The organism is Mesorhizobium sp. B4-1-4 (assembly GCF_006439395.2).
Lineage (GTDB): Bacteria > Pseudomonadota > Alphaproteobacteria > Rhizobiales > Rhizobiaceae > Mesorhizobium.
Genome location: NZ_CP083950.1, coordinates 5,669,006 through 5,683,966, shown reverse-complemented (window position 1 = coordinate 5,683,966; position 14,961 = coordinate 5,669,006). Strand labels below are relative to the sequence as shown.

Below are 14,961 nucleotides of genomic sequence, written 5' to 3'. Positions count from 1 at the left end.
GGCGGAACAACTCGTGAGGCCGATCGAGACTCGATATGCCGTCAGTGGCGAGGTGCGGATCGCTTATCAGGTGGTCGGTCAGGGGTCGCTTGATCTCGTCTTCATCCCTGGTTTCATTTCCAATCTCGACCTGCATTGGGAAGACGAGGGCTATACCAGGCTCCTGAAACGGCTTTCGGCATTCTCGCGGCTGATCCTGTTCGACAAGCGCGGCACGGGTCTTTCCGACCGTGTCGATGTCCATCACCTGCCCAGCCTCGAAACCCGCATGGACGATGTGCGCGCGGTGATGGACGCGACCGGCAGCGGCCGGGCCGCGTTGCTCGGGGCCTCCGAGGGCGCGCCGATGGCAATGCTGTTTGCCGCCACCTATCCGGAGCGGACGCGAGCACTGGCGCTCTATGGCGGCTATGCGCATTTCCACAAATGGGTGATGCCGCCCGAACGGCTCGAAGCCTTCATCGAAACGGCCGAAACGGGCTGGGGTACCGGCGCCACCTTGCCCAATTTCGCACCCGGTCGGGTGGATGACCCGCATTTCTCGACCTGGTGGGCGCGCTTCGAGCGGCAGTCGGCGAGCCCGACGGCGGCAGCGGCACTGGCACGGATGAACGCGGAAATCGATGTGCGCGGCGTGCTGGCGGCGATCAGCGCGCCAACGCTGCTGATCCATCGCCGTAACGATGCGCGGGTCGATCCCGATGCCAGCCGCTTCCTGGCCAGGAATATCCCGAATGCGCGGCTGGCCGAGATCCCCGGACGCGACCATCCAATCTGGACCGGCGATGTTGACCGGGTGGCCGACCTGATCGAGGAATTCCTCACCGGCGAATGCGCCGTGACAGAAGCCGAACGCGTCCTGGCAGCGCTGCTGGTGACACGCATCTACGACACGGCAAGGCTTGGCGACCGGATGTGGAGCGAACGCAGCCAGCGCTTCCAGGAAACATGGCGAACGCTTGTCGGGCGCCATGGCGGGCGCTGCGTGGATATGCATGGCGAAATGATGATTTCTCGTTTCGACGGGCCAGGGCGTGCCTTGCGTTGCGCGGCGGCGTTGCGCGAAGCAGCGCAGCAAATCGGCGTGGCGAGTGCCCAGGGCGCGCATGTCGGCGAGATCGAGGCGCGCGGGCCACCGGCCGGATTGACAGGCCGCGTTACAATGCACCTCGGCACCCATGCCGGGCGCGGCGACATACTGGCGTCGCGGCTGGTCGCTGACCTGGCGGCCGGCTCCGGGCTACATTTCGCCGACGCCGGCCGCATCAGCATCGACGAGTTGGACGAGCCCATGGCACTTGTCCGGGCGATGTCCGAACAGCATCTGGAACCGGCCTGCCGCCCAAAGGCCAAGGCGACCGAGCCGGCTTGCCTGACGGCGCGCGAGAGCGAGGTCGTGAATCTGATCGCCGACGGCAAGAGCAATGCAGCGATCGCCGCCGAACTCAGGCTGAGCGAACATACGGTCAAGCGCCATGTCGCCAACATACTGCTCAAACTCGACCTGCCATCGCGGGCGGCGGCGGCGGCATTTTCCGTCAGGCACACTGGCCTGGATGGGCCATGAGAGCCATGGCGCTTTCGGGCGAAGCGGCCATACCGATGCAGGCGCTATCAATTCCCCCATGCAGGCCAGGCGGATGTAGCCAGCAAAGCACTGCGAACGGAGGATGAAATGCTCAAGTCGAAACTGAATGTCAGATCACTTTTGATCGCGGCAGGCATTGGCGCACTGTCGGCGATCTCTCCCGCAAAAGCCGAGGACGCATCGGCGACAGCCGCCTACAAGGACATCCAGGCGACGCTCGGCTCGGTGCCGGACATGTTCAAGACACTGCCTGACGTCGCCATCGCCGGTGCCTGGGCCGAGATCAAGGGCGTGCAGCTCAATCCCAAAACCGCACTTGACGGCAAGACCAAGGAGTTGATGGGCCTCGCGGTCGCCTCGCAGATCCCATGCCAGTATTGCATCTATTTCCACACCGAGGCGGCCAAGCTAAACGGCGCAAGCGACGAGGAGATCAAGGAGACGATCGCGATGGCGGCAATCGTGCGCCATTGGTCGACGATACTCAACGGCAGCCAGGTCGATCTGGCGACCTTCAAGAAGCAGACCGACGACGTGTTCGCGGCGGTCAAGGCAAAGTCGCAATGAACGACACTGCCCGTCGATGAACGTCGGGCACTTCCCGACATCAACCGCCCGACCGCGAAGATGGGGCCATGGAGGATAAAATGTTGACCAAGACTCCCGCAGTGGACGGCACAGCGATCAAGAAGGCGATCGAAGGCCGTGACGGCAAGATGCTGTCGGGCTTCTATGCCGACGATGCGACGGTGCGGGTGATCGACCGCAACAATCCGCCGAGCAAGCCGCGCGAGATCCGCGGCCGCGCGGCGATCAGCATCTTCTGGGACGACATCTGCAGCCGGGCCATGACCCACAAGGTCGATGCCACCGTCGCGCAGGGCGACAGCCTCGCCTTCACCCAGGCCTGTGCCTATCCTGACGGCACGAAAGTGTTCTGCGCGTCGATGCTCGAGCTGAAGGACGGGCGCATCGCCCGGCAGACTGTCGTGCAAGCCTGGGACGAGTAGTCAACCGCGGAGCCTGTCCACCCCGATCGAATGGGATGGAGCTGTCTCAGTGCCGGAGCATGCCCTCAAAATAGGATGCCACTTTTCGGGATCATGCTCGGGCCGTAACCGGAGGAGAAGAAAAATGTTCAGCGCCAGATGGCAGATCGATGCCAAGTTCGGACACAAGCAGACCGTGCTCGAATTGATGAAGAAATGGGAGCGCGAAATCGGCTCACAAGTCGGTCTCGCCGACCTCGAGTTTCGGATCATGACCGGCTCGATCGGCGCCCGGGAGGCGACGGTCGAATCCCATCACCAGGTCGAGAGCCTGGCCCAGTTGGAGGCGTTCTTCGCCAAGATCGGCAAGATCGACGCGCACGCCAAATGGGGCAAGGAGATGGAGCCCTATGTCGTGTCGGGCACCAGCCTGTGGCAGATTTTCCGCATCGTCGAGTAGAAGCGGTCGAGCGCCGGAAGAGGCCGACTGGCACGATGGACAAGAGCGGCCGACGAGCTGCCGCGTTCGTGGTGCAAGCAACCCAAGGACGAGGCTCGGCATCCCGCAGCTTGCGGAAGCCAGCCTATGGCTCTCATGGGCCATCATACCATTGGCCCTTTCGGGCGAAGCAGCGGAGAACCAGATCGGTGCAATGTGCCGCTCCTGCGCTATCCCTATGCACCCGCCGGATGGCGGCACAAACAAGTAACAAGATCAGTCCTCGCGGCGAAGCCGCATGGCGCGGGCGCAACCAGGGAGAAAACCGATGACCGACGGAACCCATGCAAAACTGCGTGAAGGCCTGCGCGGGGAGCTGATCCTGCGCGAGGATGGTGGATATGACGAAGCGCGCAGGGTCTATAACGGCATGATCGACAAGCGCCCGCTGCTGATTGCGCGCTGTGCCGATGTCGCCGACGTGATCACCGCCGTGGCGTATGCGCGCGACAACGACCTGCTGGTCGCCGTGCGCAGCGGAGGACATAACGGTGCCGGATTGGGAATTTGCGACAATGGCCTTGTCATCGACCTGTCGATGATGAAGGGGGTCCATGTCGATCCGAAAACCCGGACTGTGAGGGTCGCGCCCGGTTGCACCTCGGGTGACGTGGACCACGCCACCCATCCATTCGGGCTCGCCGTTCCGTTCGGCATCGTCTCGACCACGGGCGTCGCCGGCCTTACGCTCGGCGGTGGAACGGGCTATCTCACGCGCAAATACGGCCTCACGATCGACAATCTGATCGAGGCGGATCTGGTGCTCGCCGATGGCAGCCTGGTGACGGCCAGCAAAAGCGACAATCCCGACCTGTTCTGGGCGCTGCGGGGCGGCGGCGGCAATTTCGGCGTGGTGACCAGCTTCCTGTTCCAGGCACATCCTGTGGACATGATCTTCGGCGGCCCGGTATTCTGGGAGGCCAAGGACGCGCCAGCGGTCATGCGTACCTATCGCGATTATCTGCCGGAGGCACCAGAAGAGCTCGGCGCCTTTGTCGGGTTGAAGTCGGTCCCCTCGACCGACCCCTTCCCGCGCGAGTATTGGGGCAAGCGCGTTTGCGCCATTATCTCGTGCTACGACGGTACGGAGGAGGAGGGCCGCAAGGCCATGGCGCCGCTGCTGGATACCTTGCCGCCGCCGATCTTCAACTGGATGGGCGTAATGCCGTTCCCGGCGCTGCAGTCGCTGTTCGACCCGCTCCTTCCGAAAGGTCTGCAATGGTACTGGAAGGGCGATTTCGTCAAATCGCTTCCGGACGAAGCCATCGCGACCCATATCGCACAGGCCGCCCAGGCGCCCAGCGAATTGTCGCTCATGCATCTTTACCCGATCGACGGCGCGGTCCGCCGCGTCGGCAAGGACGAGACCGCCTGGAACGCGCGCGATGCAAACTGGTCGATGGTCATAGCGGCGATCGATCCCGATCCGGGTAAGGCCGCCGAACTGATCGAATGGGCCCGAAACTACTGGGCGAGCATCCATCCCCATAACGGCGAAGGCGGCTACGTGAATTTCATGATGGATGACGAAGGGGAACAGCGCCTGCGGGCGAGCTATGGCGCGAATTACGAGCGGCTGAGCCAGGTGAAGCGGACCTATGACCCATCCAACGTCTTCCGGGTCAACCAGAACATCAAACCCGCGACATCGGCCGAGCAGGGTAGGACGGCCGCATAGCTGCCGGGCCGCTGGTGCTTGTCGGTCCTTTGGTTCACATTCTCCCCGTGAACGGCGTTTACGGGGAGAATGGAAGCCGCGACTACATCAGGCCAAGCTGCTTGTAGAAGCCGAGCGCGTCGTAGTAGTCGCTCTGGGTCGCGATCTTGCCGTCCTTGATGGAAAACATCGAGGCGCCGGTGAAGGAGAACTTCTTGCCGGTCGCGGCCGTGCCATCGCCCCAGGCCCCGGTGTTGGTGCCGGAAAATTCCCATTCGAACGCAACGCGATCACCGTCGATGACGGGCTTGCCCTTCATCGTCCACACCGCGTCTGGGACGGCTTTGAGGAAATTGTCGATGACGCCGGTCTTGGCGGCTTCCTTGCCCGTGACCGGCTTGCCTACAGAAGCGTCGTAATAGGTGACCTCGTCGGCGAAATATCCGGCAGCCTTGGCCGAGTCATGTGCATTCCAGGCGGCGACATAGGCTTCGACCACCGCTTGCGCGGTATCGGCAGCAAGGGCTGGCGTTACGGCCAATAGTGTGGCGGCTACGGCCGCGGATGTCAGAAACTGGCGGCGATGCATGGTTCGTTCCTCCCTGGTTGAATGCTTGCGTTTTCTCGAAAATGTTACGTGTGCGCCACCATGACATGGCGCACGGCGGTATAGTCCTCGAGCGCGTAGAGCGACATGTCCTTGCCGTAGCCGGACTGCTTCAGTCCGCCATGCGGCATCTCGTTGGTCAGCATGAAATGGGTATTGATCCAGGTGCAGCCATATTGCAGGCGGGCGGCCGTCGCCATGGCGCGCGAGACGTCCTTGGTCCACACCGATGACGCCAGGCCATAGTCGCTGTCATTGGCCCATTTCACCGCCTCGTCGACTTCCGAGAAGCGGGTGACCGAGACGACCGGGCCGAACACTTCACGGCGCACGATCTCGTCCTCCTGCAGCGCGCCGGCAACGACGGTCGGCTGGTAGTAGAAGCCGGTGCCCTCGCCCGGCTTGCCGCCGGTGGTGATCTCGATGTGCTTCAATTCGGACGCGCGCTCGACGAAGCTCGACACGCGGTCGCGCTGGCGACGCGAGATCAGCGGGCCGATCTCGTTCTCGGTATCGTCAGCGCGATCATACTTTATGGTCGAGACGGCGGAGGAGAGATCGGCGACGAGCTTGTCGTAGATCTTCTTGCCGGCATAGATGCGGCAGGCGGCGGTGCAGTCCTGGCCGGCATTGTAGTAGCCGAAGGCGCGCAGGCCGTTGACCACCGCACCGAGATCGGCGTCGTCGAAGACGATGACCGGCGCCTTACCGCCAAGTTCCAGATGCGTGCGCTTGACCGACTTGGCGGCGGCCTGCAGCACCTTCTTGCCGGTGGCGACGTCACCGGTGATCGAGATCATGTTGATTTTGGAATGGTTGATCAGTGTGTTGCCGACGCTGTCGCCACGGCCGAGCACGACATTGACGAGGCCTTCCGGCAGCACCTCGGCCAGAATCCTCGCCAGGTTCAGCGCCGTCAGCGGGGTCTGCTCCGACGGCTTGAAGACCACGGTGTTGCCGCCGGCGATGGCTGGCGCCAGCTTCCAGGCCATCATCATCAGCGGATAGTTCCACGGCGCTATCGAGGCGACGATGCCGATCGGATCGCGCCGCACCATCGAGGTGTGGCCCGGCAGATATTCGTCGGCGACGACCCCCGGCATCGAGCGGACCGCGCCGGCAAAAAAGCGATAGCAGTCGACGATCGCCGGGATCTCGTCATTGAGCACGGCATTGATCGGCTTGCCGCAATTCAGCGCCTCGAGCGTCGCGAACTCCTGCGCGGCGGCCTCGATACGGTCGGCGATCTTCAGCAGATAGCCGGAGCGCTGCGCCGGCGTGGTGCGCGACCAACTGACGAACGCTTGTTCGGCGGCACTGACGGCCGCCTCGATCTGCGCTGGGTTGGCTTCGGGCAGGTTGAGAATGTTGGCCCCGGTCTTCGGATTGAGGATCGGCTCCTCGGTTTCGGTGCCCTTCTCGAATTTCGAGCCGATCAGCATCTGGGTGTCCATGGACGTTTCTCCCTATGAACTGGCGTTATTTGCCCGAACCGGCGATCTGGTCGCCGTCGCGGGTCAGGTAATAGGCGAACAGGATCGGAAGCAGCGTCACCAGCACGACGACCATGGCCACGACGTTGGTGACCGGGCGCTGGCGCGGGCGGATCAGTTCCTCAAGCATCCAGATCGGCACGGTCTGCTGCTGGCCGGCGGTGAAGGTGGTGACGATGACCTCATCGAACGACAAAGCGAAGGCCAGCATGCCGCCGGCAAGAAGCGCAGTTGCGATGTTGGGCAGTACGACGTGCCGGAAGGTCTGGAAGCCGTCGGCGCCGAGATCCATCGAGGCCTCGATCATCGAGCCCGAGGTGCGGCGGAAGCGGGCGACCGCGTTGTTGTAGACGACGACCACGCAGAAAGTGGCGTGGCCGAGCACGATCGTCCAGAACGAGAAGGGGATGTCGGCCAGCGCAAAGGCCGAGCGCAGCGCGATGCCGGTGATGATGCCGGGCAGAGCGATCGGCAGGATGACCAGCAGCGAGATCGTCTCGCGGCCGAAGAATTTCGTCCGCGAGACCGCGGCGGCGCAAAGCGTGCCCAGCACCAGCGCAATCGTGGTCGAGATGGCGGCGACGCGCACCGACAGCGACAGCGCCTGCCAGACGTCGGGCCGGTTCCAGGTGACGGCGAACCATTGGGTGGTGAGCCCCGGCGGCGGCCAGACGAAACTCTTCTCCTCCGTGGTGAAGGCATAGACGAAGATCAGCAGGATCGGCAGGTGCAGGAAGAGCAGGCCGCAGGCGGCTGATATCTTCAGGCCGAGGGGGGCGGATTGGCCACGGTCAGAGCGCATCGAAGGCCCCCATGCGTTTGGCGCCCCAGAGGTAGAACCCCATGATGACGATGGGCACCACGGTGAAGGCGGCGGCGAGCGGAATGTTGCCGGCCGTGCCCTGCTGGGAATAGACCGCCTGGCCGATGAACAGGCGCGAGGTACCGATGATCTGGGGTATGATGTAGTCGCCCAATGTCAGCGAGAAGGTGAAGATCGAGCCGGCGACGATGCCAGGCAGCGCCAGCGGGAACAGCACGTTGCGAAAGGTCTGGCCGGGCGAAGCGCCGAGATCGGACGAGGCTTCCACCAGGTTGCCGGGCACGCGTTCGAGTGCCGCCTGCACCGGCAGGATCATGAACGGCAGCCAGACATAGACGAAGACGATGAAGGTGCCGGTGAACGACACCGACAGCGAGTTGCCGCCGACGACCGGCAACGACAGCCATGCATCGAGCAGCCACAACAGATTGAGCTTGGCGAGCAGCCAGGTCAGGATGCCTTCCTTGGCGAGGATCAGCTTCCAGGCATAGATCTTGACCAGGTAGCTCGACCACAGCGGCAGCATGACGCCGAGATAGAACAGCGCCTTCCAGCGGCCGCGCGCATAACGCGCGGCATAGTAGGCAATCGGGAAGGCGACGACGGCCGAGGCCAGCGTGACCAGCGCCGCCATCGTCACCGTGCGCAGGATGATGTCGAGATTGGCGGCCTGGAACAGGTCGCCATAGGTCTTCAGCGTGAACTGGCGGTTGATGAGGCCGGAGTACTCGTCGATGGAAAAGAAGCTCTGTGCCAGCAGAGCGAACAGCGAGCCGATATAGACGATGCCGAGCCACAGCACCGGCGGCAGCAGCATCAGCAGGAGCAGGAATTGCGGCCTGCGCCACAACAGGTCCGACAGCGCGCCACGCATGCCGCCGCTGCCGGGCAGGATGGCGGGGGCGGGATTGGAGTTGAGCGCCGCGACTGTCATGACGACACACCGCCTCGGGCGGAGGAATGGGAGAAGCCGCGATCCTTCGCGCCCCCCTCTGTCCTGCCGGACATCTCCCCCTCTAGGGGGGAGATCGGCTGTCCCTCCGGGCTCCGCCAATCTCCCACGCAGCAGAATTGGCGAGGCCGAGAAACTGCTAATCTCCCCCCTTGGGGGGGAGATGTCCGGCAGGACAGAGGGGGGTGCCTCTCGCAAACCGTCATCATGCCGGCTCGTCCATCAGATGCAGGCTCTCGCGGTTGAAGGTGAGCACCAACGCCTCGCCCTCAGCCGGCAAAGCGGTGCCGGCCGGCACCATGGCGTGAAGCCTCAGCCCGTCTGCGTCGAGCGCCAGCCTTGTAGTGGCGCCGAGATAGTTGGTTCCGACCAGACGCGCAGAAACGCCCTCGCCGCTCGCGGCGCTGGAGACGCGAATGGATTCGGGACGCAGGCTTCCCCAGCGATGCTGGCCGGAATAGCGCTGGACGAAGTCCGGCGGCAGCACGTTGGATGAGCCGACGAAGTCGGCGACGAAGCGGGTGCTCGGCCTCTGGTAGATATCCTCCGGCGTGCCGATCTGCATGATCCTGCCGTCATTGAAGACGGCGACGCGGTCGGCCATCGACAGCGCCTCGCCCTGGTCGTGGGTGACGAAGACGAAGGTGATGCCGAGCGCCTTCTGCAGCGATTTCAGCTCCTCCTGCATGTTTTCGCGCAGCTTCAGGTCGAGCGCACCGAGCGGCTCGTCGAGCAGCAGCACCTTGGGCTGGTTGACCAGCGCACGGGCGAGCGCAACACGCTGGCGTTGGCCGCCGGAAAGCTGGCCGGGCCGGCGGGCGCCATAGCCGGGCAGCCGCACCAGCGACAATGCCTCTTCCGCCGCCTTGTGCCGCCCGGCCTTGCCGACGCCCTTGACCATCAGCCCGTAGGCGACGTTGTCGAGCACATTGAGATGCGGGAACAGCGCGTAATCCTGGAACACGGTGTTGACGTTGCGGCGGTAGGGCGGCACGCCCTCGGCACGTTCACCGAAGATCGAGATCGACCCCGCCGTCGGCTGCTCGAAGCCGGCGATCAGCCGCAGGCACGTCGTCTTGCCGGATCCGGACGGCCCGAGCATGGCAAAGAACTCGCCCGGTGCGATGTCGAGGTCGACCGCATCGACGGCGCGAACGCTGCCGAAATGGCGCGAGACTTTCTGGAAGGAGACGGCTGAGGTCATGGGCCTGTCAGTTCGGTTGCCGGTTAAACGGGTTCGCACGACGCCTTACCTCCCTCTCGATGGGGGAGGTCGCGGCGAAGCCGCGGGTGGGGGTGGTTAGCGCCGAACGTCCGCGCTGCCCCCCACCCCGACGCTTTGCGTCGACCCTCCCCACAAGGGGGAGTGTTTGTGCCGGAGACAAGGTGGACAGGTGTTCGGGGACATCGTGGACACATTTTTTCATCATGATGAGACGGGTTGTTTTTGTTGTTGTTTGGGGTGTGGACCCTGTGGGCAAGGCTTAGCGTTGTCCACAAGTCCACAGGCCTCCCTGTCGGTGGAGCGCAGGTCAAGGGTGGCAATCCGATGCGAGCAGTAGTGCACGCTGAAGAGGCCATCCTGGTCAGTGGAGCGAAGTGCCACCAGCTCGCCGCGGAAGGCCTTGCCGATCCGCCAAGGTCGGTTCCTGAAGCTGATGAAGCCATCGCTGTCGACCTTGCGGACCTTGTCACCTGGTCCGTATTCGATCGCGGGCAACACCTCAGGGAAGCAGCGTGGGCTCGGCCGGTACCGCTCGGCCGGCGTCGCCATGTCGAGTGCCTCGTGCGGCCGTTCGTGGTTATAACGCGGACGCCATTGGTCGAAGGCCCGCTGACAATCGGCGAGATCGCCGAAGCTTCGCCCGCTGATCACTTCGGCTTTCAGCGTGCGATGGAAGCGCTCTTCCTTGCCTTGCGTCTGGGGGTGGCGCGGTCGACCGTGCAGGACGCGGATGCCAAGCCGCAACAACCAAACGCTGAACACGGTGTAGGGCTCGCCGCCGGGATCGCTCCACGGCGGGCCGCCATCCATCAGCATCGCCAGCGGCAAACCATAGTGGCGAAAGGCAATCTCCAGCTCCCCGCGCACCGTTCGGCCCTGCTCATTGCCGCAGGCAGAAAGCACCAGGTTGAAGCGCGAATGGTCGTCGAGCGTGGTGAGCGGATGGCAGCGGCCGCTATGGATGGCAAAGTGACCCTTGAAGTCCATTTGCCACAGCTCGTTGGGGGTCTCCCGCTCGAAGCGCTGCCATGGTCCCGGATGTTGCGCCGCTCCAGCCTCCGTCAGCCGCTCGTGACGGCGCAGGATCGCGGTGATCGTGCTTGCCGCCGGGATTTCGAGCTCACTATCCTTCTCCAGCGCCCCCTTGATCTTGCGGCCGCCCCAGACGTTGTTGCTCTTGTCGCGTACCTCCAACACCTTCGCCTCAACCTGCCAAGCGGTGCGCTGCGGACTCGAGTGCGGGCGGCGCGATCGCTCGGTCAGCCCGGCCAGCCCTTCCGCCTGATACCGCTCGATCCATTTGTAGCCGGTCGTCGGACTGATCCCGAACCGTCGACAAAGCTCTCGAACGTTCGCCCCCTCATTCAAGGCAAACATCACGAACTCTCGCTTCTGAGCCATCGCGGACACCTCGCAAAACGGCATTCCGTCCCTCCCGATTCGATGCTCGGGAAGTGTCCACGATGTCTCCGAACGCCTGTCCACCATCTCCCCGGTCTCTACAGGGGAGGGTAAGGGGATCACCGACCGCCGATGACGCCGATATAGTCCGACACCCAGCGGTAGTAGGGCACGCACTGGTCGTTCTGGCTGGCGCATTTCGAGACCGGCGTCTTCCAGAACCTGATCTTGTCGAAGTTCTCGTAGCCGTTGGTCTTGCAGCCTTCCTCGCCGAGAAGCTCGTTGCCCTTGCAGGCGGCGGGCACGACAGGGAGCGAACCGAACCAGGCGGAAACGTCACCCTGCACTTTCGGCGCCAGCGAATGTTCAAGCCACTTATAGGCGCAGTTCGGATTGGCCGCATCGGCTTCCATCATGGTGGTGTCGGCCCAGCCAGTGACGCCTTCCTCGGGAACGGTCGAGGCAATCGGCTTCTTGGCGGCGACCAGCGTGTTGACCTGGAACGGCCACGAACCCGAAGCGACAACGCCTTCGTTCTGGAAGTCGTCGACCTGGATCGCCGCGTCATGCCAATAGCGGCCGACCAGCGTGCGCTGGACGCGCAGCAGCGCCAGTGCTGCCTTGTACTGGTCTTCGTTCAGTTCGTAGGGGTCCTTGATACCCAGCTCCGGCTTGTGGAACATCAGGTAGTTGGCGGCGTCGGCAATGTGGATCGGCCCATCATAGGCCTGGACACGGCCCTTGTTGGACTTGCCGTCCGGCAGGTTCATCTCCTCGAACACGACATTCCAGCTCTTCGGCGCTTCCTTGAACACGTCGGTGTTGTACATCAGGATGTTCGGGCCCCACTGATAGGGCACGCCGTAGTGGACGCCACCGACGGTGAACCATGGCGCATCCTTCAGGCGGTCGTCGACCGTCTTCCAGCTGGGGATGAGATCGGTGTTGATGGGCTGCACGCGCTTGCCAGCGACGAGGCGCAGCGAGGCATCGCCCGAAGCCGTGACGAGGTCGAAACCGCCTTCGTTCATCAGCGAGACCATCTCGTCGGAGGTGTTGGCCGTCTTGACGTTGACCTTGCAGCCCGTCTCCTTCTCGAAGGACGTGACCCAGTCATAACCCTTGTCGGTTTCGCCGCGCTCGATATAGCCCGGCCAGGCAACGATGTTGACCTGGCCTTCGCCCTTGCCAAGCTCCTTAACCTGGGCAATGGCCTGACCTGAGAAGGTCAACGCGACCGTCAGCGCAGTGCATGACTTCAGGAATGAATTCATCATCAATCTCCCATTTTGGCGCCTGGCCCGAAAACCGGTTCCGGTTTTCGCCAAAGGTCATGCGCGGACCGAAAAATGTCAGTTCGTCGACGGACTTGATGCCGCTCTGGTGGCGGCTTTGGTTCCTGAAGCGCAAGGTGCTTGGAAAATTCCGGTTTCGCAAATTCATTTATCAGAAATGCGGTATCGGTTTTTCCGATAGATTGACGCTGATGGATCAAGGGCGCTGCCGGACCGTCCGCTGCGATTGGGCAAGCCCGACGAAGTCGCGCGCCGCCTGCGGCAGGCCGGAGCCGCGCCGCCAAACCATGCCAACCTGAACCACCGGCAAAGCGCCGGAAACATCGCGCGATTCGATGCGGTCGCCTTCCAGCGACCATGGCCGGTAGACAAGGTCGGGCAGCAGCGCCACGCCGGCCCCGGTGGCGACAAGGCTGCGAACGGCTTCCACGGAGCGGGTGCGGAAGGCGACATGCGGCTTGGCGCCGATCGCCGTCAGCAGCTTGCCGGTGTTCTCCTCGATTTCGTCGACGGTGAGCATGATCAGCGGCTCGGAGGCGATGTCGCCGATGCCGATGATGTCGGCACCGGCGAGCGGATGGCCGAGCGGCAGCCAGAGGCGATAGGCCGAAACTTCGAGGATTTCCGACTGCAATGCCATGCGATCGCGCAGATTCGACGTGACCATGACGGCAATGTCGAGCTTGCCGCCGATCAACAGATGTTCGAGATAGTCGCCATTGTCCTCGATGGCCGAGACCTCGACGCCGGGATAGGCGCGGCGGTAGCGGGCAAGCAGGTCCGACAGCACATAGCCGGCCACCAGTGAAGTGACGCCGAGTTGCAGCCGGCCGCCGAAAGCAGCCTTCTCGCCGGAAAAAGAGCGGCGGGCGTCGGACACGTCGGCGAGTATCTTCGTGGCGTGGCGCAGGAACTGGTGGCCCTTGTGGGTGATGTTGAGGCCGCGCGGATGGCGGTCGAACAGTTCGACGCCGAGATCGCTTTCGAGCTCCTTGATCGCCTCGGTGACCGACGATTGCGAGATGGAGAGATTTTGTGCCGCGCGCGACACCGTGCCTTGCTCGGCGACGGCGACGAAGAATTGCAACTGGCGGATGGTGAAGGCCATGGCCGGACTAAACACCGCCGCAGCCACGAAGAAAAGCCAGTGGCAGTGCTTATCCCGTGGCTGGAGAGCCGGCGCTCAGCCGAGCGTCAGCCTGATGCGCCGCCGCCATGCGGGACCGTAGCGCAATGCCTATGCCGCCGGAGACGCGGCACGCGCGATGCACAACATCGCCTTTGCCGTGTCGGGCGGGACGTTCGCGGGCGTATGCGCCCACCAGTCGCTGGTGTTCGGTTAGAACCCGGCTGCGTCGCGCGCGATGCTGAGCCGCGCTCCGGCTTGCGCCAGCGCCGCGGCTATGTCGCGCGGCGGTGCCAAGTCGGTGGCAAGCTCGGAAAAGCCGTCGAAGCCGCAGACCTGAACAAGACCCTGACGGCCGAATTTGCTGTGGTCGGTGATGACGAGCGAACGCTGGCCGCGCGACAGCACCATGCGTGCGAATTCGGCCTCTTCCAGATCGTAGTCCATGACACCTGTCACCGCATCGACGGCACCGATGGAGATGATGGCATGGCTGACGGAAAAACGGCTGACGAACTCGATGGCCGGAGTCCCGAACGCAGCGCCTGAATCGCTGCGCAGTTCGCCGCCGGCCATGTAGACCTTGTTGCCGTTGACGGTGGCCAGCGTGCGGGCGATGTCCGACGAGTTGGTGACGACCGTCAGGCGCCGGTGGCCGAGCAGCTCCCGCGCCAGGAACGAGGTCGTTGTGCCGGTGTCGAGCATGATCGACTCGCCGTCGCGAATGGTGGCGGCGACCATGCGTGCAATGACGCGCTTGGCATCGGCATTCTCGCGCATGCGGCGTTCGAACGGCGCTTCGCCGATCATCGACGGCAGGCCGATGGCGCCATGCATCTTCAGCACCGAGCCGTCACTGGTGAGCGGCTTGACGTCGCGGCGCACGGTCTCGAGCGAGACGCCCAGCCGGTCGGCCAGGCTGTTGATGGTGATGGTTCCCTCTTCCTGCAGCAGCCGCAGGATTTCGCCATGCCGTTTCGAGTGGATCATCTGAGCGTCCCAAAATTGACCGATTCTAGGGCATTCCTAACGCTTTTAAAGGAATGCCTTCTGCTTTCGGGCAAAACACCCAAAAAAAGTCACAGCTTTTTATTGACAGCGACGCGACGCTGGCGTGAGATTGACTTCGTGACAGGCTCGGAACTGCCACGGGAGGGTGATGGCAGAGCCGCAACCGACTGGCCAGTTCGTCTGGAACATGCCTGGCGCCAGATTTTTCAGATCCGCGGGGGGCGGATGCCGGGGTCAAAAACCGGCCAAGGGGCTCGTCGATGCGGTGCGGGATACAGTTCCCGGTATCCCGCAC

The 14,961-nt window shown here is 63.5% G+C and carries 14 protein-coding genes; 5 read left to right on the top strand and 9 right to left on the bottom strand.

Annotation, left to right across the window (positions count from 1 at the left end; genetic code table 11):
• The first annotated feature begins 13 nt into the window (after nucleotides 1–13).
• From FJW03_RS27310 to FJW03_RS27290, 5 genes are all read left to right on the top strand, one after another.
• On the top strand, nucleotides 14–1,567 hold the full coding sequence (locus FJW03_RS27310) for an alpha/beta fold hydrolase (RefSeq protein WP_140766502.1): 1,554 nt from the start codon (nucleotides 14–16) through the stop codon (nucleotides 1,565–1,567).
• A 108-nt stretch (nucleotides 1,568–1,675) separates the two neighbouring features.
• Nucleotides 1,676–2,155 (top strand): carboxymuconolactone decarboxylase family protein, encoded by a 480-nt coding sequence (locus FJW03_RS27305; protein WP_140691116.1) that lies wholly within the window; start codon nucleotides 1,676–1,678, stop codon nucleotides 2,153–2,155.
• An 80-nt stretch (nucleotides 2,156–2,235) separates the two neighbouring features.
• Nucleotides 2,236–2,598, top strand: a complete 363-nt coding sequence (locus FJW03_RS27300) for a nuclear transport factor 2 family protein (RefSeq protein ID WP_140691113.1) — start codon at nucleotides 2,236–2,238, stop codon at nucleotides 2,596–2,598.
• Nucleotides 2,599–2,722: 124 nt separating this feature from the next.
• Nucleotides 2,723–3,037 (top strand): hypothetical protein, encoded by a 315-nt coding sequence (locus FJW03_RS27295; protein WP_140612725.1) that lies wholly within the window; start codon nucleotides 2,723–2,725, stop codon nucleotides 3,035–3,037.
• Nucleotides 3,038–3,344: 307 nt separating this feature from the next.
• The gene (locus FJW03_RS27290) at nucleotides 3,345–4,754 is read left to right on the top strand and encodes an FAD-binding oxidoreductase (protein ID WP_140612724.1); all 1,410 of its coding nucleotides are present in this window, start codon (nucleotides 3,345–3,347) and stop codon (nucleotides 4,752–4,754) included.
• An 82-nt stretch (nucleotides 4,755–4,836) separates the two neighbouring features.
• Here FJW03_RS27290 and FJW03_RS27285 read toward each other — a convergent pair whose 3' ends face one another.
• From FJW03_RS27285 to FJW03_RS27240, 9 genes are all read right to left on the bottom strand, one after another.
• The gene (locus FJW03_RS27285) at nucleotides 4,837–5,322 is read right to left on the bottom strand and encodes an ester cyclase (protein WP_140612723.1); all 486 of its coding nucleotides are present in this window, start codon (nucleotides 5,320–5,322) and stop codon (nucleotides 4,837–4,839) included.
• Between the two features lie 44 nt (nucleotides 5,323–5,366).
• The gene (locus tag FJW03_RS27280) at nucleotides 5,367–6,794 is read right to left on the bottom strand and encodes a gamma-aminobutyraldehyde dehydrogenase (protein ID WP_140766503.1); all 1,428 of its coding nucleotides are present in this window, start codon (nucleotides 6,792–6,794) and stop codon (nucleotides 5,367–5,369) included.
• Nucleotides 6,795–6,819: 25 nt separating this feature from the next.
• Entirely contained in the window at nucleotides 6,820–7,635 is an 816-nt protein-coding gene (locus tag FJW03_RS27275) for an ABC transporter permease (RefSeq protein ID WP_140612721.1), read from the bottom strand.
• Nucleotides 7,625–8,530: an ABC transporter permease gene (locus FJW03_RS27270; protein WP_210240616.1), complete on the bottom strand. Its 906-nt coding sequence runs from the start codon at nucleotides 8,528–8,530 to the stop codon at nucleotides 7,625–7,627. Before FJW03_RS27270 ends, FJW03_RS27275 begins: the two co-directional genes overlap by 11 nt.
• 283 nt (nucleotides 8,531–8,813) lie before the next feature.
• Nucleotides 8,814–9,812 (bottom strand): ABC transporter ATP-binding protein, encoded by a 999-nt coding sequence (locus tag FJW03_RS27265; RefSeq protein ID WP_140766505.1) that lies wholly within the window; start codon nucleotides 9,810–9,812, stop codon nucleotides 8,814–8,816.
• 222 nt (nucleotides 9,813–10,034) lie between these two features.
• Nucleotides 10,035–11,258: an IS481 family transposase gene (locus FJW03_RS27260; protein ID WP_226890446.1), complete on the bottom strand. Its 1,224-nt coding sequence runs from the start codon at nucleotides 11,256–11,258 to the stop codon at nucleotides 10,035–10,037.
• A 95-nt stretch (nucleotides 11,259–11,353) separates the two neighbouring features.
• Nucleotides 11,354–12,508 carry an ABC transporter substrate-binding protein gene (locus FJW03_RS27255; protein WP_140691572.1) on the bottom strand — a complete coding sequence of 385 codons (1,155 nt, stop codon included), beginning with the start codon at nucleotides 12,506–12,508 and terminating at the stop codon, nucleotides 11,354–11,356.
• Between the two features lie 217 nt (nucleotides 12,509–12,725).
• Nucleotides 12,726–13,637: a LysR substrate-binding domain-containing protein gene (locus tag FJW03_RS27250; protein WP_140766763.1), complete on the bottom strand. Its 912-nt coding sequence runs from the start codon at nucleotides 13,635–13,637 to the stop codon at nucleotides 12,726–12,728.
• 231 nt (nucleotides 13,638–13,868) lie between these two features.
• Nucleotides 13,869–14,645: a DeoR/GlpR family DNA-binding transcription regulator gene (locus FJW03_RS27240; RefSeq protein WP_140613422.1), complete on the bottom strand. Its 777-nt coding sequence runs from the start codon at nucleotides 14,643–14,645 to the stop codon at nucleotides 13,869–13,871.
• Nucleotides 14,646–14,961: the final 316 nt, after the last annotated feature.

What these genes read in the sequence shown, in the direction of transcription:
- FJW03_RS27285 (WP_140612723.1), bottom strand. Translation starts at nt 5,322, where the DNA reads ATGCATCGCCGCCAGTTTCTGACATCCGCGGCCGTAGCCGCCACACTA.
- FJW03_RS27275 (WP_140612721.1), bottom strand. Translation starts at nt 7,635, where the DNA reads ATGCGCTCTGACCGTGGCCAATCCGCCCCCCTCGGCCTGAAGATATCA.
- FJW03_RS27265 (WP_140766505.1), bottom strand. Translation starts at nt 9,812, where the DNA reads ATGACCTCAGCCGTCTCCTTCCAGAAAGTCTCGCGCCATTTCGGCAGC.
- FJW03_RS27260 (WP_226890446.1), bottom strand. Translation starts at nt 11,258, where the DNA reads ATGCCGTTTTGCGAGGTGTCCGCGATGGCTCAGAAGCGAGAGTTCGTG.
- FJW03_RS27255 (WP_140691572.1), bottom strand. Translation starts at nt 12,508, where the DNA reads ATGAATTCATTCCTGAAGTCATGCACTGCGCTGACGGTCGCGTTGACC.
- FJW03_RS27270 (WP_210240616.1), bottom strand. Translation starts at nt 8,530, where the DNA reads ATGCGTGGCGCGCTGTCGGACCTGTTGTGGCGCAGGCCGCAATTCCTG.
- FJW03_RS27300 (WP_140691113.1), top strand. Translation starts at nt 2,236, where the DNA reads ATGTTGACCAAGACTCCCGCAGTGGACGGCACAGCGATCAAGAAGGCG.
- FJW03_RS27250 (WP_140766763.1), bottom strand. Translation starts at nt 13,637, where the DNA reads ATGGCCTTCACCATCCGCCAGTTGCAATTCTTCGTCGCCGTCGCCGAG.
- FJW03_RS27280 (WP_140766503.1), bottom strand. Translation starts at nt 6,794, where the DNA reads ATGGACACCCAGATGCTGATCGGCTCGAAATTCGAGAAGGGCACCGAA.
- FJW03_RS27305 (WP_140691116.1), top strand. Translation starts at nt 1,676, where the DNA reads ATGCTCAAGTCGAAACTGAATGTCAGATCACTTTTGATCGCGGCAGGC.
- FJW03_RS27240 (WP_140613422.1), bottom strand. Translation starts at nt 14,645, where the DNA reads ATGATCCACTCGAAACGGCATGGCGAAATCCTGCGGCTGCTGCAGGAA.
- FJW03_RS27290 (WP_140612724.1), top strand. Translation starts at nt 3,345, where the DNA reads ATGACCGACGGAACCCATGCAAAACTGCGTGAAGGCCTGCGCGGGGAG.
- FJW03_RS27295 (WP_140612725.1), top strand. Translation starts at nt 2,723, where the DNA reads ATGTTCAGCGCCAGATGGCAGATCGATGCCAAGTTCGGACACAAGCAG.